The organism is Micrococcus sp. IITD107 (assembly GCF_041927415.1).
Classification (GTDB): Bacteria; Actinomycetota; Actinomycetes; order Actinomycetales; family Micrococcaceae; genus Citricoccus; species Citricoccus terreus.
Genome location: NZ_JBHFFN010000002.1, coordinates 156,986 through 179,524, shown reverse-complemented (window position 1 = coordinate 179,524; position 22,539 = coordinate 156,986). Strand labels below are relative to the sequence as shown.

Annotated in this window: 22 protein-coding genes and 2 tRNA genes; 9 read left to right on the top strand and 15 right to left on the bottom strand. The window is 69.1% G+C overall.

Translation table 11 applies throughout. The annotated features are described in order from the left end of the window. The first annotated feature begins 63 nt into the window (after positions 1–63). The 3 genes from ACEXHE_RS05160 to asd all read left to right on the top strand — a co-directional run bounded on the left by ACEXHE_RS05160 (position 64) and on the right by asd (position 2,358). Positions 64–570: a dihydrofolate reductase gene (locus ACEXHE_RS05160; protein WP_285179818.1), complete on the top strand. Its 507-nt coding sequence runs from the start codon at positions 64–66 to the stop codon at positions 568–570. Then, positions 567–875, top strand: coding sequence for an NF038396 family protein (locus tag ACEXHE_RS05155; RefSeq protein ID WP_218154291.1), 309 nt, complete (start codon positions 567–569; stop codon positions 873–875). The genes ACEXHE_RS05160 and ACEXHE_RS05155 overlap by 4 nt, the downstream gene beginning before the upstream one ends. Before the next feature lie 283 nt (positions 876–1,158). Then, positions 1,159–2,358 (top strand): aspartate-semialdehyde dehydrogenase, encoded by a 1,200-nt coding sequence (asd, locus tag ACEXHE_RS05150; RefSeq protein ID WP_374784968.1) that lies wholly within the window; start codon positions 1,159–1,161, stop codon positions 2,356–2,358. On the opposite strand, the gene ACEXHE_RS05145 is transcribed toward asd, so the two are convergent. From ACEXHE_RS05145 to nirD, 8 genes are all read right to left on the bottom strand, one after another. After that, positions 2,279–3,007 carry a GyrI-like domain-containing protein gene (locus tag ACEXHE_RS05145; RefSeq protein WP_374784967.1) on the bottom strand — a complete coding sequence of 243 codons (729 nt, stop codon included), beginning with the start codon at positions 3,005–3,007 and terminating at the stop codon, positions 2,279–2,281. The genes asd and ACEXHE_RS05145 overlap by 80 nt on opposite strands. 26 nt (positions 3,008–3,033) lie before the next feature. Continuing rightward, positions 3,034–4,293, bottom strand: a complete 1,260-nt coding sequence (locus ACEXHE_RS05140; protein ID WP_374784966.1) for a UDP-N-acetylmuramate dehydrogenase — start codon at positions 4,291–4,293, stop codon at positions 3,034–3,036. A 2-nt stretch (positions 4,294–4,295) separates the two neighbouring features. Continuing rightward, positions 4,296–4,775 carry a MaoC/PaaZ C-terminal domain-containing protein gene (locus tag ACEXHE_RS05135; RefSeq protein ID WP_356966936.1) on the bottom strand — a complete coding sequence of 160 codons (480 nt, stop codon included), beginning with the start codon at positions 4,773–4,775 and terminating at the stop codon, positions 4,296–4,298. Next, positions 4,775–5,224 (bottom strand): MaoC family dehydratase N-terminal domain-containing protein, encoded by a 450-nt coding sequence (locus ACEXHE_RS05130; RefSeq protein ID WP_374784965.1) that lies wholly within the window; start codon positions 5,222–5,224, stop codon positions 4,775–4,777. Before ACEXHE_RS05130 ends, ACEXHE_RS05135 begins: the two co-directional genes overlap by 1 nt. Positions 5,225–5,391: 167 nt before the next feature. Next, positions 5,392–5,811 (bottom strand): hypothetical protein, encoded by a 420-nt coding sequence (locus ACEXHE_RS05125; protein WP_374784964.1) that lies wholly within the window; start codon positions 5,809–5,811, stop codon positions 5,392–5,394. A 144-nt stretch (positions 5,812–5,955) separates the two neighbouring features. Next, on the bottom strand, positions 5,956–6,198 hold the full coding sequence (locus ACEXHE_RS05120; protein ID WP_374784963.1) for a hypothetical protein: 243 nt from the start codon (positions 6,196–6,198) through the stop codon (positions 5,956–5,958). A 4-nt stretch (positions 6,199–6,202) separates the two neighbouring features. Then, on the bottom strand, positions 6,203–6,961 hold the full coding sequence (locus ACEXHE_RS05115) for a sirohydrochlorin chelatase (RefSeq protein ID WP_374784962.1): 759 nt from the start codon (positions 6,959–6,961) through the stop codon (positions 6,203–6,205). Next, positions 6,958–7,350: a nitrite reductase small subunit NirD gene (gene nirD, locus ACEXHE_RS05110; RefSeq protein ID WP_260060535.1), complete on the bottom strand. Its 393-nt coding sequence runs from the start codon at positions 7,348–7,350 to the stop codon at positions 6,958–6,960. The genes ACEXHE_RS05115 and nirD overlap by 4 nt, the downstream gene beginning before the upstream one ends. 185 nt (positions 7,351–7,535) lie before the next feature. Between nirD and nirB the strand changes: the two genes are divergently transcribed. The 5 genes from nirB (at position 7,536) to cynS (ending at position 13,696) form a co-directional block, all read left to right on the top strand. After that, the gene (nirB, locus tag ACEXHE_RS05105) at positions 7,536–10,103 is read left to right on the top strand and encodes a nitrite reductase large subunit NirB (RefSeq protein ID WP_374784961.1); all 2,568 of its coding nucleotides are present in this window, start codon (positions 7,536–7,538) and stop codon (positions 10,101–10,103) included. Beyond that, entirely contained in the window at positions 10,103–10,936 is an 834-nt protein-coding gene (gene cobA / locus ACEXHE_RS05100) for a uroporphyrinogen-III C-methyltransferase (RefSeq protein ID WP_277245917.1), read from the top strand. Before nirB ends, cobA begins: the two co-directional genes overlap by 1 nt. Next, on the top strand, positions 10,933–12,117 hold the full coding sequence (locus tag ACEXHE_RS05095) for a uroporphyrinogen-III synthase (RefSeq protein ID WP_374784960.1): 1,185 nt from the start codon (positions 10,933–10,935) through the stop codon (positions 12,115–12,117). The genes cobA and ACEXHE_RS05095 overlap by 4 nt, the downstream gene beginning before the upstream one ends. Before the next feature lie 194 nt (positions 12,118–12,311). Further along, the gene (locus tag ACEXHE_RS05090; RefSeq protein WP_277245915.1) at positions 12,312–13,175 is read left to right on the top strand and encodes a formate/nitrite transporter family protein; all 864 of its coding nucleotides are present in this window, start codon (positions 12,312–12,314) and stop codon (positions 13,173–13,175) included. A 47-nt stretch (positions 13,176–13,222) separates the two neighbouring features. Next, positions 13,223–13,696 (top strand): cyanase, encoded by a 474-nt coding sequence (cynS, locus tag ACEXHE_RS05085; RefSeq protein WP_374784959.1) that lies wholly within the window; start codon positions 13,223–13,225, stop codon positions 13,694–13,696. A 66-nt stretch (positions 13,697–13,762) separates the two neighbouring features. Here the strand turns inward: cynS and ACEXHE_RS05080 are convergent. From ACEXHE_RS05080 to ACEXHE_RS05070, 3 genes are all read right to left on the bottom strand, one after another. Continuing rightward, a tRNA-Met gene (locus ACEXHE_RS05080) sits at positions 13,763–13,836 on the bottom strand. A 58-nt stretch (positions 13,837–13,894) separates the two neighbouring features. Next, positions 13,895–13,966, bottom strand: a tRNA-Thr gene (locus ACEXHE_RS05075). 76 nt (positions 13,967–14,042) lie between these two features. Beyond that, the gene (locus tag ACEXHE_RS05070; RefSeq protein ID WP_374784958.1) at positions 14,043–16,454 is read right to left on the bottom strand and encodes a DEAD/DEAH box helicase; all 2,412 of its coding nucleotides are present in this window, start codon (positions 16,452–16,454) and stop codon (positions 14,043–14,045) included. A gap of 382 nt (positions 16,455–16,836) precedes the next feature. On the opposite strand from ACEXHE_RS05070, the gene ACEXHE_RS05065 reads away from it, so the two are divergent. Then, positions 16,837–17,493, top strand: coding sequence for a hypothetical protein (locus ACEXHE_RS05065; RefSeq protein WP_374784957.1), 657 nt, complete (start codon positions 16,837–16,839; stop codon positions 17,491–17,493). A 35-nt stretch (positions 17,494–17,528) separates the two neighbouring features. Here the strand turns inward: ACEXHE_RS05065 and ACEXHE_RS05060 are convergent, their stop codons facing one another. The 4 genes from ACEXHE_RS05060 to ACEXHE_RS05045 are packed head-to-tail and all read right to left on the bottom strand — an operon-like array spanning position 17,529 to position 22,501. Further along, a complete protein-coding gene (locus ACEXHE_RS05060) occupies positions 17,529–18,824 on the bottom strand; it encodes a carbamoyl-phosphate synthase (protein WP_374784956.1) in 1,296 nt (431 codons plus the stop codon). 10 nt (positions 18,825–18,834) lie between these two features. Then, the gene (locus ACEXHE_RS05055; RefSeq protein WP_374784955.1) at positions 18,835–19,974 is read right to left on the bottom strand and encodes a lipid II:glycine glycyltransferase FemX; all 1,140 of its coding nucleotides are present in this window, start codon (positions 19,972–19,974) and stop codon (positions 18,835–18,837) included. A gap of 59 nt (positions 19,975–20,033) precedes the next feature. Further along, the gene (locus ACEXHE_RS05050; RefSeq protein ID WP_374784954.1) at positions 20,034–21,290 is read right to left on the bottom strand and encodes an amidohydrolase; all 1,257 of its coding nucleotides are present in this window, start codon (positions 21,288–21,290) and stop codon (positions 20,034–20,036) included. 23 nt (positions 21,291–21,313) lie between these two features. After that, positions 21,314–22,501: a cystathionine gamma-synthase gene (locus ACEXHE_RS05045; protein ID WP_374784953.1), complete on the bottom strand. Its 1,188-nt coding sequence runs from the start codon at positions 22,499–22,501 to the stop codon at positions 21,314–21,316. Positions 22,502–22,539: the final 38 nt, after the last annotated feature.

Below are 22,539 nucleotides of genomic sequence, written 5' to 3'. Positions count from 1 at the left end.
TCGCGACCTGCCTCGGCAGGCCACCACGACGACGGCCGGTCGGCGTCCACGCCACGGATCGGCATGATCTGGGCTCAGACCCAGGACGGGGTGATCGGCCTGGACGGCGGCATGCCCTGGAACGTTCCTGAGGACCTCGCCCACTTCAAGGAGCTCACGCTCGGCCACCCGGTGGTGATGGGGCGCAAGACCTGGGAGTCGTTCCCGGCCCAGTATCGCCCTCTGCCCGGGCGGACGAACATCGTGGTCTCGCGCCGGCAGACCTCCGCCGAGCAGATGCGTGAGGCTGGGGCCGCCGTGGTCCCCGGGTTCCGCGAGGGACTGGACGCCGCCCTGGAGTCCGACGGGCTGGACCTGATCTGGGTGATCGGCGGGTCCACCCTGTTCGACCAGGCCCTGGACGTGGCCACCCTGGCCGAGGTCACCGTGCTGGACGTGGACGCGGAGGGAGACACCTTCGCCCCCGTGCTGGACGGCTCCTGGCAGCGAACCGCCGTGGAGCCGGACACCGGCTGGCATGAGTCCCGCACCGGAGTCCGCTACCGATTCGAGAGGTGGGAACGCCCATGAGCACCCCGAACATCCCCGGACCCTCCGCACAGCCGGGCCCCGGCGCCGAGGACACCGGCGGGTTCCTGAACCGCCAGACCCTGACCTTCATCGCGTTCATCCTCGCCCCCGTGCTGGGACTGGTGACCGCGGTAATGGGGCTGGTGCTGGTGCTGCAGGACAAGGTGGTGGCCGGCGTCGTGTTCCTGGTGGTGCTCACCCAGGTGTTCGTGGTGCTGGGGCTGTGGGCCTACGCCCAGCGCAGGAAGCTGCTGGGCGGGACTGCCCCGGGGGCGAGCGATGGCGGGGCAGCTCCGCGCCGGTGAGGGCAGTGGCAGCCGTTCCCTGATGCGATGGTCGTCGTCTCGCTCGGATCGGTTGCACCCCGTGACGTGAGGCGCTGATGAGTTGCGCACCTTGTCCGGATTCCGGCCGGAAACCAGCGAACTGTGCAACTCAGAACGGCAGGTCGCCGAGGTGTGCAACTCAGTCCCCTGATGCTCTCCTGCCACGGGGCACCGGCGGCGCAGCACCACGTCGGTGAGGAACTGACCGGAGTGTGACGCCCGGCCCAGACTGCGGACAGGCCGGAGAACTAGACTGGCACGCATGACTTCCGTGGATCAGACCGCCCCTGCCGTGCCCTCCGACGCCCCTCAGGCCGCAGGCTTCGCCGACACCGCCGCCGTCCCCACCGTGGGGCTGATCGGCTGGCGCGGCATGGTCGGGTCCGTGCTGATGCAGCGGATGACCGAGGAGGGCGACTTCGCCAAGGTCAACCCCGTGTTCTTCTCCACCTCCAACGCCGGTGGGGACGCCCCCGTGTACGCCGGCATGGACGCCGAGCCGGGCACACTGCAGGACGCCTACGACATCGAGACCCTGGCCCAGCTGCCGCTGATCGTGACCACCCAGGGCGGGGACTACACCTCCGAGGTGTACCCGAGGCTGCGGGCCGCCGGCTGGGACGGGATCTGGATCGATGCCGCCTCCACCCTACGCATGGAGGACTCCTCGATCATCGTGCTGGACCCGGTGAACCGGAACGTGATCGACGCCGGCCTGGCCGCCGGGGTCAAGGAGTTCGTGGGCGGCAACTGCACGGTCTCCTGCATGCTGATGGGCCTGGGCGGACTGTTCAAGGCCGGACTGGTGGAGTGGGGAACCGCCATGACCTACCAGGCGGCCTCCGGCGGCGGCGCCCGGCATATGCGTGAGCTGCTCAACCAGTTCGGCGTGCTGGCCGGCTCCGTGGGCACCGAACTGGCCGATCCCGGCTCGGCCATCCTGGAGATCGACCGCAAGATCCTGCAGGCCCAGCGCGACGGCTCCCTGGACGCCACCCAGTTCGGCGTGCCCCTGGCCGGGTCCCTGATCCCGTGGATCGACAAGGATCTGGAGAACGGCATGTCCAAGGAGGAGTGGAAGGCCGGGGCCGAGACCAACAAGATCCTGCGCACGCAGCAGCGGATCCCGTTCGACTCGCTGTGCGTGCGCATCGGCACCCTGCGCAGCCACTCCCAGGCGCTGACCCTGAAGCTGACCCAGGATGTGCCGCTGGAGGAGATCGAACAGATCATCGCGGCGGACAACGAGTGGGTCTCCGTGGTGCCCAACACCAAGGAGGACTCCATGCGGGACCTCACCCCGATCGCCGTCACCGGGTCCATGACCATCCCGGTGGGTCGACTGCGCAAGCTCGAGATGGGACCGGAGTACCTCTCCGCGTTCACTGTAGGTGACCAGCTGCTGTGGGGCGCCGCCGAGCCGGTGCGCCGCATGCTGATGATCGCCACCGGCAACCTCTGAGCTGTTCGGGGGTCGGTCGGGCAGCGTATGCGACGGGATGGCGCAGAATCGTACGCAGTCTCTGCGGTGCGGTGCGCCGGGAATCTCCCAGATAGATCTCATGATGTCGCCCGGTCATCCGCAGCCCGCGCTGCGGGATGAACTGCTCATGGATCTGCGCGAGAACCGGGCCTTCGTCGTCGTAGGGGCCTACGTGCAGTGTCTGCACACAGAGTCTTTCCTCGAGGACTTCCGAGCGGAGATCATCGAGCCGTGGCGGCAACCCTCCCCTGGCATGCTGAGCGGTGCGCACGTGGTCGGTGGCGGCGGCGACGTCGTTCTCATCCAGCCAGTCGGGGACCAGGATCATGGCGGTCCACCGCCAGAGGTTCTTGTCCCGTGCGGCCGTGAAGGCGGCCATGTCCTCAGCCCACCACAGTGCCTCCAGGGACGGGACTACGTAGTCCTGGCCGGCGGTCTTGCTGCGGAACTTCAGGACATAGGCCACCGGGTAGAGCGTGGCCAGGGCATCGGCATACGCGGTGGCGGTTTTCGGGTCACCCTGGCCGTTGATCATCAGGTAGCGCAGGGGTGGAACGCTGACCAGGTCGCTGGCACCACGCCGGGCGGCGTAGGTGGGCATCGTCCGCTTCAGGTCCAGCTTGCCCATGGGCGCTCCGACGTCGTGATGTGCCGTTAGAGAGAACAGCCCACCAGGACCGGTTCCGGATGCAGCGTGATCCCCCAGGCATCGGCGACGCCGTCCCGCACGGCGCGGGCGATGGTGAGCAGGTCCTGGGTGCGCGCAGTGCCGCGGTTGGTCAGCGCCAGGGTGTGCGTGGTGGACAGGCTGGCGCGACCGCCGGCCAGTCCGGTGCCGTCGGGGCCGCGGCCGTTCTCGGGGCCGTGGGGCAGGCCGAAGCCCTTGGCGTAGCCGGCGTGGTCGATCAACCAGGCGGCGGAGAGCTTCACCAGGGGTTCCCCGTCCTCATCCTCGCCGGCACCGAATGCCGGTGCGCCCTCGGGCAGACGGGTGCGCAGGGTGGCGGGCACGACCGGGTTGGTGAAGAAGGATCCGGTGGACCAGGTGTCGTGGTCGTCGGGGTTGAGCACCATGCCCTTGCCGGCGCGCAGTTCCAGGACGTGATCCCGCACCGTCTCCAGGGGCGCGTAGGTGCCTTCCTCCACGCCGAGGGCTCCGGCGAGCTGGGCGTAGCGGACTGGCGCGACGGCGGCACCGGGCTCATCCGGGCCGGCCCCGGGTGCAGCGGCCAGGGCGAAGTCCACCGAGAGCACGACCCATCGGGGGCTGGCCCCGGCACCGTCCTCGCCGGCGTGGAGCCGATCGAGTTCGGTGAGCAGGGAGCGCTTGATGATGGAGTCGCGGTAGCCGAACTCCAGCTCGGCGTTGCTCAGCTCGACGATGTTCCCGGCCTGGCGGTCCCAGGCGCGCACTGAGAGCAGGGTCTGGGAGACGTCGGCACCGTAGGCGCCCACGTTCTGGACGGGGGTCGCCCCGGCTGAACCGGGGATGCCGGAGAGCGCCTCGAGTCCGGCCAGGCCGTGCTCGACGGTCCAGGCAACGGCCTGGTCCCAGTGCTGTCCGGCGGCCAGGCGAATCACCACGGTCTGTCGCAGGTGGCCGTGCTCGCGCGAGCCGGGGCGGCCAGCGGGGACCTCGACCTCGGCCACCACGGTGTCCCGACGCTCGATCCCCTCCCAGGCCAGGTGGACGACGGTGCCGTCGAACCCCTCATCGGCAACCAGCAGGTTCGAGCCGCCGCCGAGCACCAGCAGGGGCTGGCCGTCCTCGTCGGCCTGGCGGATGGCGTCGATTGCCTCCTGCTCACTGGTGGCACGCACCCAGCGTCGAGCGGGACCTCCGACCCGGCTCGTGGTGACCTCTGCCAGCGTGGGGTACTGGCCGCCGTCGGGACCTGCTGTGTGAGGGGACATGCTCAGCCGTCCGATCCGCTGGGGGTCAGACGCACGAGAGCTTGGGCCTTGGTGAGCACCTTGGCACCGTCCTGACCGGGGTCGGTGACGGCCAGGTCCACGCGGACGGTGCCGGCGTCCAGGTCGATGGCGCCGATCTTTCCGGTCACCTCGAGGCGGGCGCCGGGGACGCCGTCGCCCTCGGCGGTGGTGTCGGCGACCGGGACCATGGCGGTGAAGCGCGTCTGGTAGTCGATCACGGCGCCGGGGTCCCCGCACCAGTCGGTGACCAGTTGGACGGCGGTGCCCATGGAGAGCATGCCGTGAGCGATCACGCCGGGCAGTCCCACGGACTCGGCCATGGACTGGGACCAGTGGATGGGGTTGCGGTCCCCGGAGGCGCCGGCGTAGCGCACCAGGTCGGCCCGGGTGAGCTCGACGGTGCGGGTGCCGATCTGATCGCCCTTTATCAGGGTGGTGATGTCAGGGGTGACCGTGCTCATCAGGACTCCTCTCCGCGCACCAGCAGGGTGGACAGGACAGCGCTGACCGGTTCGCCGGCAGTGGTGGCGATGTCGGCGCGGGTGGTGATCATGGAGTGACCACCCAGGGACTTCACCGAGTCGACGGTGACGGTGGCGGTCAGCTCATCGCCGGCGACGATGGGACGGTGGTGGGTGAAGCGCTCGTCGGCGTGGACCACGCGGGAGAAGTCGATGTTCGCCTCCGGGTCCTGGATGGCGGCGGCTTCAGCACCCTGGGCGATGATGACGGCGAAGGTGGGCGGTGCCACCAGGTCGGCGTGTCCGAGCTCCTGGGCGGCCGCCACGTCGGTGTGGGCCGGATGGGTGGCCTGCACGGAGGCGGCGAACTCGCGAATCCGCTCCCGGCTGACCAGGTAGGGCGGGCTGGGCGGGTAGCTGCGACCCTGGACGTCCGGGTTGACGCTCACCGGTGACCTCCTGCTGTGTGGTGTGACGGCTGGGCCTCAGCCGGCCTCGGTTCAGCCTACCGCCGTGCGTGGGGGCATGCCGGTGGACGCGCAACAGCCCGCCCTCCAGAACGCGGAGGACGGGCTGTGGCGGTGAGTGTTCCGGACCCGACGGCGCCGGGCCAGGGTCACCCGTAGGCCAGGGTTCCGGCCGGCAGCGCGGGCAAGGTGGTCATGCGCCCCGTGATATCGCCGCCGTTGAAGTCGTAGGAGTTCGGGTCGTAGGAGACACCCACGGTGCGGTTGTCGTGGTAGCCCATGATGATCCGCCCCTTGTCGCCACAGAACATGGTGCTGAACTGGCGGAATCCAGCCCAGCCAGCGGTCTTCAGGTCGCGGGTGAACCACTTGGTCGGGGTGGTGTAGGACAATGTCTTGCCCTTGAGTGTGATGTCGCTGGCCCGGCCCTGGGTGTCTACAGCGACCATAGAGTCGCCGCAGGTTGCCGGGACTGGTGCTGTCACGGTGACGCTTGGCGGCGTGGACGCGGGAACAATCGCTCCGGTGCTGGTGGCTGCGCTGGCCGGAACGGCAGTGGTGACGGCCACGGCGGCGAGCGCTGCGGCGGCACCGAGTGCCCGTGCCCAACGGCCTCGGCGTGGAGTGGTTGGTCCTGTGGTGGTCATGGTGGTCTCCCCTGCGCCCTGGGACCTCCCCGCGGGCGAGATTGAGGTTACGACCACCGGCACCGATCAGCGATGGGGAGTGCTCCCGATCTGGTTCCGCCGTCGGGCGTCACGAAAGCGAATTACGTGGGCGACAATGTGCGTCACCAATCCGGCCCCCATGAGGATCAGCGCCGGCCAGTACAGTCCGGTCGCCCGCGTGGAGGTGGCGACCACTGACAGGACGATGCCCACGAAGATTGCGGCCATACCGCTGAGCAGAAGCGTCCGATAGAGGCGCGAGCCGGTGTCCCAGGGGTTCTCCTGCATCGCCCTACCGTAGCAAGTGGACCCGACCAGGGACGGCCTCGGCACGGGCATGCTGCACAAAGCGGTCCACCACCACATCCACCAGCGACTCCGGGACCGGTCCCCACAGACCCAGCATCGGCGGCGTGACGATCGAGGCACCGGCAGCAATCGCCTCGGAGCGCAGCCGCGACTGGAAAAAGCCCGGGGCCAGTAGGTGGCTGAGCACCATGACCGGCCGATCGGGGTGACGTGTCAGGCAGGTCCCGACGGCGGCCGGCACCCTGGGGTGCGCAGCGGAGACATACGCTTCGCTCACCGGTGCACCGAGCCGATCGGCGAGCCGGGTGGCGATCTGATGGCAGTCCTGCACCGCGGACTCATCGGAGGAGCCAGCCGAGGCCAAGACGACGCGGTGATGGCCACGCACGAATCCGGCATCCAGTGCACGACGGACCAACACGTCCACAATGCGGTCGTCCGGTCCGAGAGCGCCTGTCAGTGCCGGTATGCGCCCGTCGGCATCGGGCAGACGGTCCACGATCCGGCGCAGGTCCACGTGCACGTGGTACCCGGCGGTAAGCAGCAGAGGGACGACGACGGCGTCAGCGGGCTCGGCCAGGCTGGCCAGCACCGCACCGATCTCGGGCTGCTGCACATCCACATGGGCCAGCGAAACGGGGACGGTTATCCTGGCGGCGACGGCGTCGACCAAAGCCTGAACGCGGGCCTGGCCGGCCGGATCGGCGGTGCCGTGGGAGACGGCGACGAGGTGGCGGCTCATGCGGCGACCTGAACCATCTGCTCTCTGACCCGCACCGGGAAGGTGCGCAGGCTCAGCGTCGGATCGCTCAGGCACTGCCCGGTGGCCAGGGAGTAGACCTGTTTGTGCAACGGGGAGGCCAGGGTGGGCTCGCCGTCGCGGGAGCCGACGATGCCCCGCGCCATCACCGGCGCCTGGGCATAGGGGTCCCAGTGCGAGACCGCAACAACCTCGTCGGAGGGCAGACGCACCAGCGCCACCTCTTCCCCGTTGACCAGGGCGACCTCACCCCACAGCGGATCCAGCGCACCGAGAGGGCACACGGTGTGCCAGCTGTCCGCCGCGGCGGACGGCACCAGCGTCGGAAGGGCCGTGGTGGACAGGACCTGGGTGTCAGCGGTGAGAGTCATGACTCCACCCTAAAAATCACGTGTTTCGGCCACAGCCCGGGAATGTTTCCATCACGCAACGTCCTGTTCTCGCCCGGATCGACGTCGCCGGTGAGACCTCTGTCATGCGGGCGTTACATGAGAGACACGGTCGGGAAACGGCGTGTTCCTAGCGTGGGAGGCCACCGAGACAAGGGGCAGGAACCATGACCTCCGAGACTGACCACACCGCTGAGCCGGCCACCGGCTCCTGGCACGGGAACCGTCGCATCGCCGTGGTCGGAGGCGGACCCGGCGCCCATCGATTCGTCGAAGCCCTCCTCGAGCGCGATCCCTCACCCCTACTGCAGGTGACCGTCTTCGCCGAGGAATCCCGCATCCCCTACGACCGTGTGGCCCTCTCCCGGCGCTTCACCGACGCCACTGACGAGCTGCCCCTGGGCGGCAGCCCCTGGGAAGACTCCCGCGTGCGCCTCTTCACCGGGCAGCGGGTGAGCGCCATTGACCCCACCGGGCATCGTCTGACGACCGAAGACGGCACCGAGCACAGGTGGGATCACCTGGTGTTGGCGACCGGCAGCGAAGCGGCCCGCCCGGCCATCCCCGGCGCCGATCAGATGATCGTCTACCGACGGGTCAACGACGTCGATCACCTGCGAGCGCATCTGGCCACGCTCACCGAACAGCTCGGGCGTGAACCGCGTGCGGCGGTTGTCGGTGGCGGCCTGCTCGGGCTGGAAGCTGCCGGCGGGCTCCGTGCGCTCGGTGCGGAGGTCACAGTGGTGCACTCTCGCGCCTACCTGATGAATGCCCAGCTCGACGAGTTCGGTGGACGGACCCTGAACCGGATGCTCAGCGCTCAGGGATACCACCTTCGTCTCGGCGAGCGCCCCACCGCCTGGGACGCCGAATCCGGCCTGCTGCGCTTCGAACACAGCGAGGACCTGGCCGTGGATCTGGTGGTGGCAGCGACCGGCATCGTGCCCCGCGACGAGCTAGCCCGCGACCTAGAGGGCGAGCAGCTGCTTGCGCCGGGGCCGCGCGGCGGTGTGGAGATCGACGACACCTGCGCGACATCAGTCCCTGGCGTGTGGGCGATCGGTGAGGTCGCCAGCTTCGGCGGGGAGTGCATGGGCCTGGTCGCTCCGGCCAACACGATGGCTGAGATCGTCGTGGACCGCCTCTGTGGTGGTCAGGGCCTGTTCCCGGGTTTCGATACGGCCGCCAAGCTCAAGCTCTCCGGCGTCGACGTCGCCAGTTTTGGTGATGGCCTGGCCCAGTCTCCCGCGGCCCTGGAAGTCGTCTATGCCGACCCGACCGGGGGTGTCTACCAGAAGCTGGTGGTCTCGGAAGATGCTCGCACGCTGCTGGGTGGTGTCTTTGTCGGCGACGCGGCCCCCTACTCCACGCTGCGTCCGCTGCTGGGCCGGGAGCTGCCCGGGGAGGCCGGTGCCTTCCTGTCCGCCGCTGGCAACGGTCCGGCCGTAGAAGTGGATCTGCCCGATGACGCTCAGATCTGCTCGTGCCGCGATGTCAGTGCCGGCGATCTGCGCCAAGCCGTCTGTGACGGCTGCACCGACCTGGGTGCTCTGAAGGCTTGCACCAAGGTCGGCACCCAGTGCGGCTCCTGCCTGCCGATGGCGCAGAAGATCATGCAGCGCCAGCTCACCGAGCTGGGGCTGGAGGTCTCCACGGCGCTGTGCGAGCACTTCGAACTGTCCCGCTCGGGCCTGTTCGAGGCGGTCCGTGCCACCGGGCTGAGCACCTTCACCGAGATCGTGGCCCGCTTCGGCACCCCCTCCGACCCGACGGTCAACCTGGGGTGCGACATCTGCAAGCCGGTGGTCGCCTCGGTGTTGGCCAGCCTGCATGGTGACTACATTCTCGATGCCGATCGCGGCGGGATGCAGGACACCAATGACCGTGCCCTGGCGAACATGCAGAAGGACGGCACCTACTCGGTCGTCCCCCGCATGCCCGCCGGCGAGGTCACCCCGGACGGCCTGGCACTCATCGCCGAGGTGGCACGGGACTTCGGGCTGTACACCAAGATCACCGGCGCTCAACGGATCGACATGTTCGGCGCCCGCCTGGAGCAGCTGCCCGAGATCTGGTCCCGACTCGTGGCCGGTGGCTTTGAGTCCGGCCAGGCCTACGGCAAGGCGCTGCGCAATGTGAAGTCCTGCGTGGGCTCTACCTGGTGTCGCTACGGGGTCCAGGACTCCGTGGCGATGGCCGTGGCTCTCGAGGAGCGCTATCGGGGGCTGCGCAGCCCCCACAAGATGAAGTTCGGGGTCTCCGGCTGCGCCCGCGAATGTGCTGAAGCCCGGGGCAAGGACGTCGGACTGATCGCCACCTCAGAGGGTTGGAACATGTATGTCGGCGGCAACGGCGGTGCCACCCCGGTCCACGCCCAGTTGCTGGCCAAGGACCTCGACGACGCTACCGTGATCCGCTACATCGATCGATACGTGGTCTACTACATCCGCACTGCTGAGCGACTTCAGCGCACCGCCCGCTGGATGGAGGATCTACCCGGTGGCATCGACCGGGTCCGCGAGGTCGTCGTCGAGGACGTGCTGGGCATCGGGGCGGACCTGGAGAAGGTCGTCGCTGATCACCAGCTCACCTACCGCGATGAGTGGGCGGCCACACTCGAGGACCCGGACCGCTTGCGTCGCTTCCGGGCCCGCGTCGACTCCCCCACCCCGGAGCCGGCCAGCGGCCCGGTGACTGTGGCTGGCCCGCGCATCCCACTGCGAGGTGAACTGTGATGGCACTGCCCGCTTCCCGCACCCCCTTCCCGCCCGGTTCGGTCGCACTGATCGGTGGTGGCCCCGGTGCCGCCGACCTGATCACCATGCGTGCTCTACGCCTGTTGGAACAGGCCGACGTCGTGTTCTACGACCGGCTGGCCCCTACCGAGGACTTGGCCGAGTGGGCACCCCACGCCCGCCTGGTCGACGTGGGCAAGCAGCCCGGTCATCACCGAGTACCGCAGTCCGAGATCAACCGGCTGCTCGTGGAGGCCGCCGTCAACGGACTGCGTGTGGCCAGACTCAAGGGCGGAGACCCCTTCGTGTTCGGTCGGGGCGGCGAAGAGGTCGCTGCCTGCCGGGAGGCCGGTATCGAGGTGCAGGTCGTCCCTGGGATCACCTCCGCCGTGGCCGTTCCGGCAGCAGCGGGGATCCCGGTGACCTCCCGGGGCTGCAGTATCTCCTTCACCGTGGTCAGCGGTCACGACCCCCTCAGAGAGCCGGAGCTGTCCGGTCTGGCCCAGCTCAACGGCACCGTCGTGGTGCTGATGGGCATGGGCACCCTGGGACACACCGCCGCCGGGCTGATCCGACAGGGCATGTCACCGAACACCCCCGTGGGGATTGTTGAACGGGGCTGCACACCGGAGCAGAAGACGTGTCTGGCACCCCTCGGCCGCATCCACCTGGAGGCAGCACTGGCCGGAATGCGCTCACCAGCCGTGCTGGTGATTGGCGAGGTCGTTCGTCAGGCCCCAGGTGCCGAGGAACGCCTGGCCGAGATGGTCGGTCTCGTGAACGCAAACACACCCCTGAGCATGGCCAATCTGACGGCGGTGACCGCCCGGTGAGCAAGACCATCGACGAAGCAGTGCCTACAGCGGACGAGTACCCCGAGGAGACCGGCCGGACCGGGGCCACGCCCCTGCTGCCGCAGACCCTCTCTGGCTTCCGCATCGGCGTCACCTCCGATCGACGCAGCGACGAGCTGATCAGTGCCTTCGAACGCCGCGGCGCGGACGTCATGCATGCCCCGGCGCTGCGAATCGCCCCGTTGACCGAGTCGGTGACTCTGCACCGGGACACCCGACGGGTCATCGCCGCCCTGCCGGACTACACCGTCATCACCACCGCGTACGGGATGCGCCGCTGGATGGAAGCCGCCGACGCCGACGGCATGGGCACCGACCTCTACGACGTGCTGGCCGCGTCCTCCATCCTCGTGCGTGGCCCCAAGGCCCGGGGAGCCGTCCGTGCCGCTGGCCTCGAGGACGTCGACGCTCCGAACGATGAGCGCACCGCTTCCCTGGTGGACCTGTTGCTGGCCCGGCCCCTGGCTGGTCGCACGGTCGCCTTCCAGCTGCACGGCATGCTTGACCACCATCAGATCAGCCGTCTGGAGCAGGCCGGCGCCCGAGTCCTGACCGTCATGCCCTACACCTGGTCTCGCCCCGCGGCCGACTCCGACCTGCTGCGCATGATTGAGGCGGTCATCGAGCGCCAGCTGGACGTGGTCACTTTCACCGCGGCACCCGCCGTCGAGGCGTTCCTGGCCGTCGCCGGTCAACACGGTCGGCTGGATGCTCTGCTGGAGGCCCTGCGCACGGACGTGGCCACCGCCGTCGTCGGCAAGGTCACCGCCGGCCCCCTGCACGAGGTCGGCGTCCAGCCGCTAGTGCCCACTCGATGGCGACTCGGCGCGATGATCCGCCTAGTGTGCGAGCACCTGGAGACCCACCAGGTCGTGCGCACCCAGACGCGGCTGGGCGCGTTGGAGATCCGTGGCTCGCAGGTGATCTTGGATGGTCACGACGACGAACCCGCACGCCTCTCCCCCGGCCCACTCTCGCTGCTGCGGCGCCTCGTGGAAGCCAACGGAGCCGTCCTTTCCCGCGAGGAGCTGATGGCCACCCTGCGGCACTGCGAGACCGACCACGCCTTGGAGATGCTCGTCTGGCGGCTGCGCCGCCAGCTGCCCCAGTCCAAGCTCGTCGCCACCGTCGTCAAACGGGGGTACCGGCTGGCGGTCTAGTGACCTTGGCCGTGGTCTCGCACAGAGTCCTCACCACCTCCCCACGGCACGTGAATTTCTTTGTTACTCGACTGAAACAGTTTAGGCACCAGCCGGGAAATGATCCATCAATAGCGTTTCTTTGTACCGGCATCATGTCGGATCCGTTGACTCCACGCCAGCACTGATGCACTTCTTGATGGGAGAACCCTCCGATGTCTTATGTGAAACCCACGGAGTTTGTCCGTTCCATGATCGACGCCGGTGAGGCCAAGATCTTCATGAGCACCCGGGACACCCTGATCCGCGCCTTCATGGCCGGCGCGATCCTCGCCCTGGCCGCCGCCTTCGCCGTCACCGTGACCGTCCAGACCGGCAATGCCCTGGTGGGTGCCATACTCTTCCCCGTCGGGTTCATCATGCTGTACCTGCTGGGTTTCGACCTGCTGACCGGCGTCTTCACCCTGTTGCCCCTGGCCTGGCTCGACAAGCGCCCGGGCGTGACCTGGGGTGGGATACTGCGCAACTGGGGTCTGGTGTTCCTCGGCAACTTCGCCGGCGCCGCTCTGGTGGCCCTCATGATGGCCGTGACTATGACCTACGGCTTCAGTACTGAGCCGAACGAGGTCGCCCTGCGCTTGGGTGAGATCGGCGAGGGCCGCACCGTCGGCTACGCCGACTACGGGGCCGGCGGCATGCTCACCCTGTTCATCCGTGGCGTGCTCTGCAACTGGATGGTCTCCACCGGCGTCGTGGCCGCGTTCATGTCCAAGTCCACCACCGGCAAGGCACTGATCATGTGGATGCCCGTGATGCTCTTCTTCTACATGGGCTTCGAGCACTCCGTGGTGAACATGTTCCTGTTCCCGGCCGGCCTGATGCTCGGCGGCGAGTTCTCCTTCATGGACTACCTGGTCTGGAATGAGATCCCCACTGTGCTGGGCAACCTCGTCGGCGGCTTGGCCTTCGTCGGGCTGACCCTCTACACGACCCACCACCGCACCGGCAGCGACCGCCTGCGCAAGAACCTGGCCGCCATCGACGTAGTCGAGGCGAAGGTCCCGGCCGGCACCCGCTGACCGCCCCATGCCCCCCCCACCAAAGACCGAGACGCACCGAGGAACTCATGAGCATCAACGCCACACAGACCACAACGCCGATCCTGCCCAAGGACCAGGCCGCCGCTTTGATCAACAGTGCCCGCATCCGCCAGGAGATGACCTGGGCGAGCATCGCCGACCGTCTGGGAACCGCCCCCGTGTGGACCACCGCGGCCCTGCTGGGTCAGCACCCGATGAGCGCGGAGCAGGCTGATGCGGTCTCCGCGCTACTCGGCCTGGGTTCTGAGGTTGCCGAGTCGCTGCGACTCCAGCCTTCCCGGGGCACTGATCCGGCCCTCATGGCCGATCCGACGATCTACCGGCTCACCGAGGCGGTATCCGTCTACGGGCCCGCGCTCAAGGCGTTGATCCACGAGGAGTTCGGCGACGGCATCATGAGCGCCATCAACTTCCATGTGGACATCCAGCGTCGTCCCGACCCGGACGGTGACCGGGTGGTCATCACCCTGGACGGAAAGTTCCTCGATTACTGCTGGTGAAGACCAGCCACCACCCGCAGACGCAGAAAGACCCGGACTCCCTCAGGGGGTCCGGGTCTTTGTCGGTAGCGGCGGGGGGACTCGATCCCCCGACCTCACGATTATGAGTCGTGCGCTCTAACCAGCTGAGCTACGCCGCCATAGAAATGAGTGCGCCCGCGCCGCAGATGTTCTGCGACGACGGGCTTCTCATTCCAGAGCCCCGACCGGGAATCGATCCCGGGACCTCCATCTTACCAAGATGGCGCTCTACCACTGAGCTATCGGGGCAACGACGTGAAACTCTACCAGCGATTTCCGTGAGTGCGAAATCGGGCTGAGCCCACGTCAGTCACCGACCTGAGGGTCAGTACTTCTTGCGGCCACCGGGGCCGGAGGACTTCCAGCGGGGCTTGCCTGCACGGGCTCCCTTGCCGCCCTGAGAGCCGCCGAAACCGCCCTTGGATCCACCGGAGCGGAAGCCGGATCCGCCGCGGCGATCGCCCTCACCCTGGTAGCCGCGCGGACCACGATCCTCACGGCCCTCACGGGCGTCTCCGCCGCGATCCGCGCGGTCATCACGTGAGTACCGGGCGGGACGGTCGTCCCGGTTGAACCGATCATCACGGTTGAACCGATCGGTGCGCTCCCCGCGGTCAGGGCGCTCGTCACGGTTGAAACGGTCATTGCGCTCCGGGCGTCCGCCCTGTCCGCGGTAGCCGCCGCCGTCGCGACCGCCACGGGGGCCGTCCTTGCGGAATCCGCCGGAGCGGAAGCCGCCGCGATCCTCCCGCGAGCGATCGCGCCCACCGGAGTGGCCGTCGTCGTGAGAATTCTCACGTCCGCCGCGCTCGGCGCGCACCGGACGGCCGGTGTCCTTCTGCAGCTGGATGGGACGGCCGTTGATGGTGGTCTCCCGCAGGGCGGCCCACTGATCCGGGGAGAGGTTCTCAGGCAGCTCCACCAGCGAGTGGTTGGAGCGGATGTCGATCCCGCCGATCTGGTTCGAGCGCAGGCCGGCCTCGTTGGCCAGCGCACCCACGATGTTGCCGGGCATCACGCGGTCCTGGCGGCCCAGGGCGATGCGGTAGGTGGCGTTGCCCTCGGCGGGCTCGCGGTTCGGACCACGGGAGCCGCGTCCGTCCCGGTTGCCGCGCTCACGGCCGCCGTCCTCACGTTCACGGTCGTAGCGGCCGAACTTGGGCTGGGGCAGGTCCGGCTCCTCCACCAGCAGCGGACGGCCGCCCTGGGCCATGTGCGCCAGTGCGGCGGCCACGTCCTCCGGGGCCACACCGTGCTCGGCCACGTAGGACTCCACCAGGTCGCGGAAGACCTGGGTCTCCTGCTCGGCCAGGGTCTGGGTGATCTGGTCACTGAAGCGCTGCAGGCGGGAGGAGTTCACGTCCGAGACCGAGGGCATGTGCATCTGCTCGACCTGCTGGCGCGTGGCCTTCTCGATCGCCCGCAGCAGGTACTTCTCGCGCGGGGTCATGAACAGCACGGCATCGCCGGAGCGTCCGGCGCGGCCGGTGCGGCCGATCCGGTGCACGTAGGACTCGGTGTCATGCGGGATGTCGTAGTTGATGACGTGGCTGATCCGCTCCACGTCCAAGCCACGGGCGGCCACATCGGTGGCGACCAGGATGTCGATCCGGCCAGCACGCAGGTTCTCCACGGTCTTCTCACGCTGGTTCTGCGCGATGTCACCGGAGATCGCCGCGGCACGGAAGCCACGGGCGTTGAGCTTGGTGGTCAGCTCCTCAGTGGAGTTGCGGGTGCGGACGAAGGCGATCACGCCGTCGTGCTCCTCGGTCTCCAGGATGCGGGTCATCGCCTCCAGCTTCCACTGGTGGGTGACCTGCACGAAGCGCTGGCGGATGTTCATGGCGGTGGAGGACTTGGCCGCCACCGTCACCTCCACCGGGTCGTTGAGGTACTTCTTGGAGATCCGGCGGATGGCGTTGGGCATGGTGGCCGAGAACAGCGCGGTCTGCTTCTCCCGCGGCGTGGAGGCCAGGATGCGGTCCACCTCCTCGGCGAAGCCCATGCGCAGCATCTCATCGGCCTCGTCCAGCACCATGTAGCGCAGCTCGGAGAGGTCCAGGGAGCCCTTCTCCAGGTGGTCGATCACGCGGCCGGGGGTGCCGACGACCACCTGGGCGCCGCGGCGCAGGCCCGAGAGCTGCGGCCCGTACGGGGCGCCGCCGTAGACCGGCAGCACGGAGACGTTGGGCAGGTGCTTGGCGTAGGAGGTGAAGGCCTCGGCCACCTGCAGCGCGAGCTCGCGGGTGGGGGCCAGCACCAGGATCTGCGGCTGGGAGGCCGGGCCGTCCAGGTCCGCGTTCTCGGCCAGGCGGGACAGGGCCGGCACCGCGAAGGCGGCGGTTTTGCCGGTGCCGGTCTGGGCCAGCCCGACGACGTCGCGCCCGTTGAGCAGCAGGGGGATGGTCTCTGCCTGGATGGGTGAGGGGGTCTCGTAGCCCAGATCGGTCACGGCCCGCAGGACGCGGGGATCCAGGTTCATGTCCGCGAAGCCGGGGCGGCCCTCGTCCTCACCGGCGGGGAGATCGGAGTCCTCGGCACGCGTCTGGGTGCGATCTGCGCGGTCTGCGCGCTCTGACTGCTGAGCATGTTCCGGCTGCTCAGCCTGCTCGGGGCGGTCGTCGATCGTGTCGACGATCACGGCTGGCTGCTGTTCCTCGCCGGCTGCGGTGGTCTGGGAGATCTCGGTGTTCTCGGTGTTCTCGGTGGTGGTCTGAGGGGTCTCGTGATCAGTCACGTGGTGTCCTTCGGTGGGGTCCAGCGGCCGGTTGGGCACCGCTGTGCATCGGTGGCTCCGGTGCTCCCCGGGGCGCGGTCCAACTTCACGCCCGCTCCATCTCACCTGGCAGTCCCGCCTCCCTCGTGGCACCCAGCCGCACCGGACAGCGCAGGGTGCGCGCCGTCGTCGGGACGATTCTGGGAGAGGGTGGGGGACCGGCCGCCCGCGCCTGCCGAGACTCTCGGTGGCGGGCCACACATCATGACGCCGACGTTCGGCGTGCACAGGGGAATGACCGGATTGTCCCCCGAGTCTACGGCATCGGCGCAGGCCGGACGGCGGGAGATCGGTCACACCACGACGACGGCACGCGGCCGGGGTGCCCGAGTAGGCTCAGCGTGTGCCCCAGCAGAATGGACCCACGCGCCCCGGCCCCGGCGATCCACAGGACTCCCGGGATCACCGCTACGCCCGCGCCGCCGGCAAGGCCGCTCGCGCTTTCCTGGACTCCTCGCGTCAGGACGCCGAACGGCGCGCAGAACTCAAGCGCCAGGCAGAGCGGGACGCCGAGGCCGAGCGCGAGGCCGAACGTCAGCGTGAGCTGGCCCGGCGGCAGGCCGAACGGGAGGCCGCCCAGAACGGTCCCGCCTCCACGCTGCTGCGCACGGCGCGGTGGTGGTGGGTGGCGGTGACCCTGCTGTTCACGGTCCTGGCCACCGTGTTCGTGCTCTCCGGGCTGCAGATCCAGGCCGGCTCCGGACCGATCGCCGTGCCGGGAATGGACGACACCCCGGGCACCGAGGGGCCGTTGAGCGGCAGCCCGGGTCAGTTCGTGCTGGCGATCGCCGCCGGCGTGGTGGCACTGGGCTCTGCGGCAGGGACAGTGCAGCTGCTCCGGAGGCGTCGCAGTGCCGTGGGGATGCTCACCGGGGTGGCCGTGATCGTGGCCGTGCCGCTGATGATCCGCTCGGCCCCGCTGCTGATCGTGGTGGGCGCGCTGCTGCTGGTCGGCGCCGTGCTGCTCTGGCTGCCGCCGGTGCGCCGCCAGCTGCGCTGAACCGCCGCCTGGCCGCTGGGTGCTGCCGGCGGGTGTCAGTCACGCGGCGGCGGGAAGGCGTTGAACTTGCGCCAGTAGTTGGCCATGGACGCCGCGATGTACGCCCACCTCTTCGGGCTGCGCTCCGCCCGGGTGTAGAGCGGGTTGGCGGTGCGCCGTGCCGTGAGCAGTCCGCGTACGCGCGTGCGGACCTGCCCGGTGGTGTGGCGCAGCAGCAGCGGCGCCGGGATGGTGTTGTACAGGACCTCCGGCTGGAGCACCTGGGTGCCCTCCGGTGAGGCCGTGAAGGACCGGGGGTCCAGCAGCGGCTGCTCCGGAGCGAGCTCTGTCAGGCCCATCCAGCACTCTACGTACATCCGGACCGGATTGAACCCGGCGGCGGTGAGATAGAAGTGGTTGCGGCCCAGCCGCGGGTTCATCTCGAAGAGCTTGACCGTGCCGTCCCGGGGGTCCAGCTTGGCGTCGATCATGGCGAAGCCCTCCCAGCCGATCTCCCGCAGCAGCCGTGCGCCGGCCTCCACCACGGGGTGGTCTCCAGCCGAGATGATGGCCACGGAGTTGCCCAGCATCTGGGGCGAGTGGTCCTCCAGCACCACCTCGCCGTAGCCGGCGGCGACCACGCGGGTCTTTCCGTCCACGCGCTCGGCCCAGAAGGTGCACAGGCGCATGTGGTCGTCTCCGCCGGGAATGAACTCCTGGACGGCCATCGGCGAGCTGTAGTCCACGGCTCGGAGCCGTTCCAGCAGCGAGTCGAGCTCGCTCTGGTCCTGCACGGTGTGGACCTTCTGCTTGCCAGGGAAGCTGATCCGGGTCCAGGCGGCGGAGTCCGTGGGCTTGACGATCAGCGGGAACTCCAGGCCGGACAGGTCCAGGGCGTCCTGGGTGGCCACCACCGTGCGGGTGCGCGGATGCGGGATGTCCAGCCGCTCGCAGAGGGCGTAGAAGTGGTCCTTCAGAGCCACCTGCTGCACGGTCTGCGCAGCGGGGTAGGGCACCGTGAAGTGAGCCTCGAGCCGGTCCCGGTGCTGGGTGATCCGATTGACGTGGCCGTCCAGCGAGCCCAGCAGCAGCAGCGGTCGACCACCGGCCCCGAGATCCTCGCCCAGAGAGACCAGGTGGTCCACCATCGCCTCCTCCGTGGCGGCACCGGCCGGGTAGGGGCGCAGCTCGATGAACGAGGAGTCCTGGACCAGTCCGTTGGGCTGGCCGAGCACCACCACGGAGGTGACCCCGTAGGCCTGGTGGAACTCCCGCGCCAGGGAGTAGGTCCCCAGGTCCCCGCCGAGCAGGACGGGGACGAAGGGCTGTGCGGGTGAGACGGTGGCGGGCATGCTATGGATCCTAACGGGCGCGCCAGGCCATGTAGCGGTTGAACGCCCAGGCGAGCGGACGGTTCAAGGCCAGCTCCCACTCCCCCGCCGTGCGGACGATGTTCGCCCCCACGGAGGCCTTGAAGCGGGTCAGTCCCCCGTGGTGGTCGCCCTCCAGGGACAGGGTGGGGGTGACACCGCCATGGTCCAGCGCCACGCAGCCGGCGGCCAGGGCGTCGGTGAGCATGCGCAGCTGCAGCGCCTTGGGCCCGTTCAGCTCCCGGTGCTCGCTGCCGGAGGCACCGTAGAGGTACCAGGCCTGGTTGCCGTACTGGACCATGATGGCCGTGGCCAGATCGGTGCCCTGGTGCTCGGCGAAGTACAGGCGGCAGGCACCCGGACGGGCCTCGTTCAGGGTGCGGTACAGGGTCTGGAAGTAGCTCAGCGGTCGCCCGGTGAACTCCTGGCGCCCGGCGGTCTGCCGGTAGAGCTCCTGGAAACGGTGCAGGTCCTCGAGCCCGCCCTCGACCACCTGGAGATCGGCCTTCTCGGTGTTCCGGGTCTCCCGGCGGGTGTTGCTGGAGAAGGTCTTGAGCACCTGGTCGATGGTCTTGGAGGAACCGTCCTGACCCACCAGGGGCACCCGTCCCACGTACTCGGGCTGACCGGCGTGGAAGTCCATCCCCGCGGAGAGCGGACGCAGCCCGGCGGCCTGGAGCTCCTCCACCAGCTGTTCTCCGGCCGGATGGGTGGTCACCGGCGGCAGCTCCCCCAGGGTGGAGAGCTCGTCCGAGCCCAGTGCCTTGCGCACGGTGGCCGCGCCCCACTCGGTCACGTCCACCGGCGGGCCGATCCGCACGGCGAAGGATCCCCGCGTCTTCAGGTGTTCAGCCAGGGGGGCCATCACCTCGTCCACGGAGTAGGCGGTCCAGTCGATCACCGGGCCCATGGGGATGTAGGCCAGCGACTTCTTCACCACCGGGGCCGCGCGATGCAGGACCAGGGCTGCGCCGACCAGCTCGTCCCCGGAGAACCAGCCGAGGGACTCGGCGGTCCAGTCCGGCTTGACCTGGGCCCACTCCGGCTGCTGGAGGAAGCTGGTCTCGGGCCGGGCGGCCAGGAACTCGCGGTGCTCTGGGACAGAGATCGGGCGCAGGGTCAGTGTGGGCATGGCCTTCATGCTAGTGCTCTGTGACGTTCCGGAGCGGCCTGGGGCTCCGGCCCGCCGGCTCAGTCCAGGCGGGCGCGCCGGTCCACCACCACCGAGCGGCGGGTCTGGGGGTCGTACTCCATCACCTGACGGCCCCCGATCCAGACCCGGGACGCCCGCTGCATCACGTCCAGCGGGTCGCCGGTCCAGAGCACCACGTCGGCGTCCTTGCCCACCTCCAGGGTGCCGATCCGCTCGTCCAGTCCCAGCACCTTCGCCGGGTTCACGGTGATGGCGCGCAGGGCGGTCTCGCGGTCCAGGCCCTCCTTGACGGACATGGTGGCCTGGGTGACCAGCATCTGGATGGGGATCACCGGGTGGTCGGTGATGATGGAGATCTCCACGCCCTGGGCGGCCAGCCGGCCCGGGTTGGCCAGGTCTCGGCCGCGCAGCTCCACCTTGGACTTGGTGGTGAACAGCGGACCGATCAGCACCGGGACGCCACGTTCGGCCAGCACATCGGCCAGGGGGTGGGCCTCGGTGCCGTGGTCCAGGACCAACTCGTAGCCGAACTCCTCAGCCAGACGCAGGGCGGTGGCGACGTCGTCGGTGCGGTGGCAGTGCTGGCGCCAGGGGATTTCGCGCCGCAGGACCTTCACCAGGGCCTCCAGATGTGGGTCCATGGCGATCGGCTCGGCGCCCTCGGTCTGGGCGGCCTCCTGGCGACGCAGGTAGTGCTGGGCCTTCATGAACGCCTCGCGGATCACCAGCGCCGTGCCCAACCGCGTGGAGGGTGTCAGCTTCTTCTCCTTGTAGACCCGCTTGGGGTTCTCCCCCAGGGCGGACTTCACACCGGAGGGCTCACGCAGCACCATCTCGTCGATCATCCGGCCATGCGTGTGGATGGCCACGGCCTGGCCACCGATCGGGTTGCCCGAGCCGGGGTTGACGTTCACGGTGGTCACACCGCCGGCCAGGGCGTCGTCGAAGCCGGGGTCCATGGGGTCCACGGCATCCAGGGCCCGGACCCCGGCCATGACCGGGTTCGTCATCTCGTTGACGTCGGTCATCCCGCCGTCCTCGCCCTCGGGGTGCATGCCCAGGTGCACGTGGGCGTCCACGAAGCCCGGCAGCACCCAACCGCCCTCGGCGTCCACCACCGTGGCGCCCTCCGGGACCTCCAACTCGGTGCCCAGCGCGGCGATCCTGCCGTGCTCGAGCACGATGGTCCCGTCGAAGGGCTCGGCGCTGATGGGCACGATGTGCGCGTTGACGATCGCCGTCAGCGTGCGGGAGGCGTCGGTCTGGTCGGTGGTGATGGAGGTCTCAACGGTCATCCTTCGACCCTACAAGCTGCCGATCAGAGGGAGCTGATGGCCCGGTCCAGGTCCTCGATCAGATCCTGCACGTCCTCGATGCCCACGGACAGGCGCACCAGGTTGTCCGGCACGGCCAGCTCGGTGCCGGCCACGGAGGCGTGGGTCATCTCGGCCGGGTAGTTCATCAGCGACTCGATCCCGCCCAGGGACTCGGCGAGGATGAACAGCCGAGTGGTCTCGGCGACCTGGCGGGCGGCCGCTGCGCCCCCGGTGAACTGCACCGAGACCATGCCGCCGAAGCCGCTCATCTGGCGGGCGGCCAGCTCATGACCGGGGTGGTCCGGCAGCCCCGGGTAGAGCACGCGCTCCACGCCCGGACGGTCCACCAGCCACTCGGCGATCTGCTGGGCGTTGGAGGTGTGGCGGTCCATGCGCACGCCCAGGGTCTTGAGTCCGCGCGTGGTCAGGTACGCGTCCATGGGTCCGTTGACGGCGCCGGCGGCGAACTGCTGGAACTGCACCTTCTCGGCCAGCTCGGAGTCCTTCACGACGACGGCCCCGCCCACCACATCCGAGTGGCCCCCGATGTACTTGGTGGTGGAGTGGACCACGATGTCCGCGCCCAAGGTCAGCGGCAGCTGCAGGTACGGGGTGGCGAAGGTGTTGTCCACCACCAGCAGGGCGCCGGCCGCATGGGCGACCTCGGCCAGGGCAGAGATGTCCGAGACCTTCATCATCGGGTTGGAGGGGGTCTCCAGCCAGAGGATCGTCGCCTGCGCCTCGGCGAGCGCCCGCTCCACCGCGGAGACGTCCCCCATGTCCACCACGGTGTGGCCGATCCCCCAGGGACCCAGGACGCGGTCGATCAGCCGGTAGGTGCCCCCGTAGACGTCGTTGCCCATCACGATGTGGCTGCCCGGCGTGGCGATCGCGTGGATCAGGGCGTTCTCCGCGGCCAGTCCGGAGCCGAAGGTGAAGGCATGGGCCTGCTGGCCCGGGCCGGCCTCGAGCGCGGCGAGCTGGGTCTGCAGGGAGTCCCGGGTGGGATTGGTGCCCCGCCCGTAGTCGTAACCGCGGCGCAGCTGCCCGATCTTCTCCGGCGCGTAGGTGGTGGAGAAGTGGATGGGCGGCACCACGGCACCGGTGATGGGGTCGAACTCCTGGCCCTCGTGGATGGCGCGGGTGGAGAAGCCGTGCTGGTGCTGGTTCTGCTCGGTCTGGTCTGTCATCTCGGATTCCTTCCGGTGGTCCGGTGTGCGTGGATGGT

What these genes read in the sequence shown, in the direction of transcription:
- ACEXHE_RS05045 (WP_374784953.1), bottom strand. Translation starts at nt 22,501, where the DNA reads ATGACAGACCAGACCGAGCAGAACCAGCACCAGCACGGCTTCTCCACC.
- nirD (WP_260060535.1), bottom strand. Translation starts at nt 7,350, where the DNA reads ATGACTCTCACCGCTGACACCCAGGTCCTGTCCACCACGGCCCTTCCG.
- ACEXHE_RS05140 (WP_374784966.1), bottom strand. Translation starts at nt 4,293, where the DNA reads ATGTCCCCTCACACAGCAGGTCCCGACGGCGGCCAGTACCCCACGCTG.
- ACEXHE_RS05115 (WP_374784962.1), bottom strand. Translation starts at nt 6,961, where the DNA reads ATGAGCCGCCACCTCGTCGCCGTCTCCCACGGCACCGCCGATCCGGCC.
- ACEXHE_RS05060 (WP_374784956.1), bottom strand. Translation starts at nt 18,824, where the DNA reads ATGCCCGCCACCGTCTCACCCGCACAGCCCTTCGTCCCCGTCCTGCTC.
- ACEXHE_RS05050 (WP_374784954.1), bottom strand. Translation starts at nt 21,290, where the DNA reads ATGACCGTTGAGACCTCCATCACCACCGACCAGACCGACGCCTCCCGC.
- ACEXHE_RS05155 (WP_218154291.1), top strand. Translation starts at nt 567, where the DNA reads ATGAGCACCCCGAACATCCCCGGACCCTCCGCACAGCCGGGCCCCGGC.
- cynS (WP_374784959.1), top strand. Translation starts at nt 13,223, where the DNA reads ATGAGCATCAACGCCACACAGACCACAACGCCGATCCTGCCCAAGGAC.
- ACEXHE_RS05145 (WP_374784967.1), bottom strand. Translation starts at nt 3,007, where the DNA reads ATGGGCAAGCTGGACCTGAAGCGGACGATGCCCACCTACGCCGCCCGG.
- ACEXHE_RS05120 (WP_374784963.1), bottom strand. Translation starts at nt 6,198, where the DNA reads ATGCAGGAGAACCCCTGGGACACCGGCTCGCGCCTCTATCGGACGCTT.
- asd (WP_374784968.1), top strand. Translation starts at nt 1,159, where the DNA reads ATGACTTCCGTGGATCAGACCGCCCCTGCCGTGCCCTCCGACGCCCCT.
- nirB (WP_374784961.1), top strand. Translation starts at nt 7,536, where the DNA reads ATGACCTCCGAGACTGACCACACCGCTGAGCCGGCCACCGGCTCCTGG.
- ACEXHE_RS05135 (WP_356966936.1), bottom strand. Translation starts at nt 4,775, where the DNA reads ATGAGCACGGTCACCCCTGACATCACCACCCTGATAAAGGGCGATCAG.
- ACEXHE_RS05090 (WP_277245915.1), top strand. Translation starts at nt 12,312, where the DNA reads ATGTCTTATGTGAAACCCACGGAGTTTGTCCGTTCCATGATCGACGCC.
- ACEXHE_RS05160 (WP_285179818.1), top strand. Translation starts at nt 64, where the DNA reads ATGATCTGGGCTCAGACCCAGGACGGGGTGATCGGCCTGGACGGCGGC.
- ACEXHE_RS05055 (WP_374784955.1), bottom strand. Translation starts at nt 19,974, where the DNA reads ATGCCCACACTGACCCTGCGCCCGATCTCTGTCCCAGAGCACCGCGAG.
- cobA (WP_277245917.1), top strand. Translation starts at nt 10,103, where the DNA reads ATGGCACTGCCCGCTTCCCGCACCCCCTTCCCGCCCGGTTCGGTCGCA.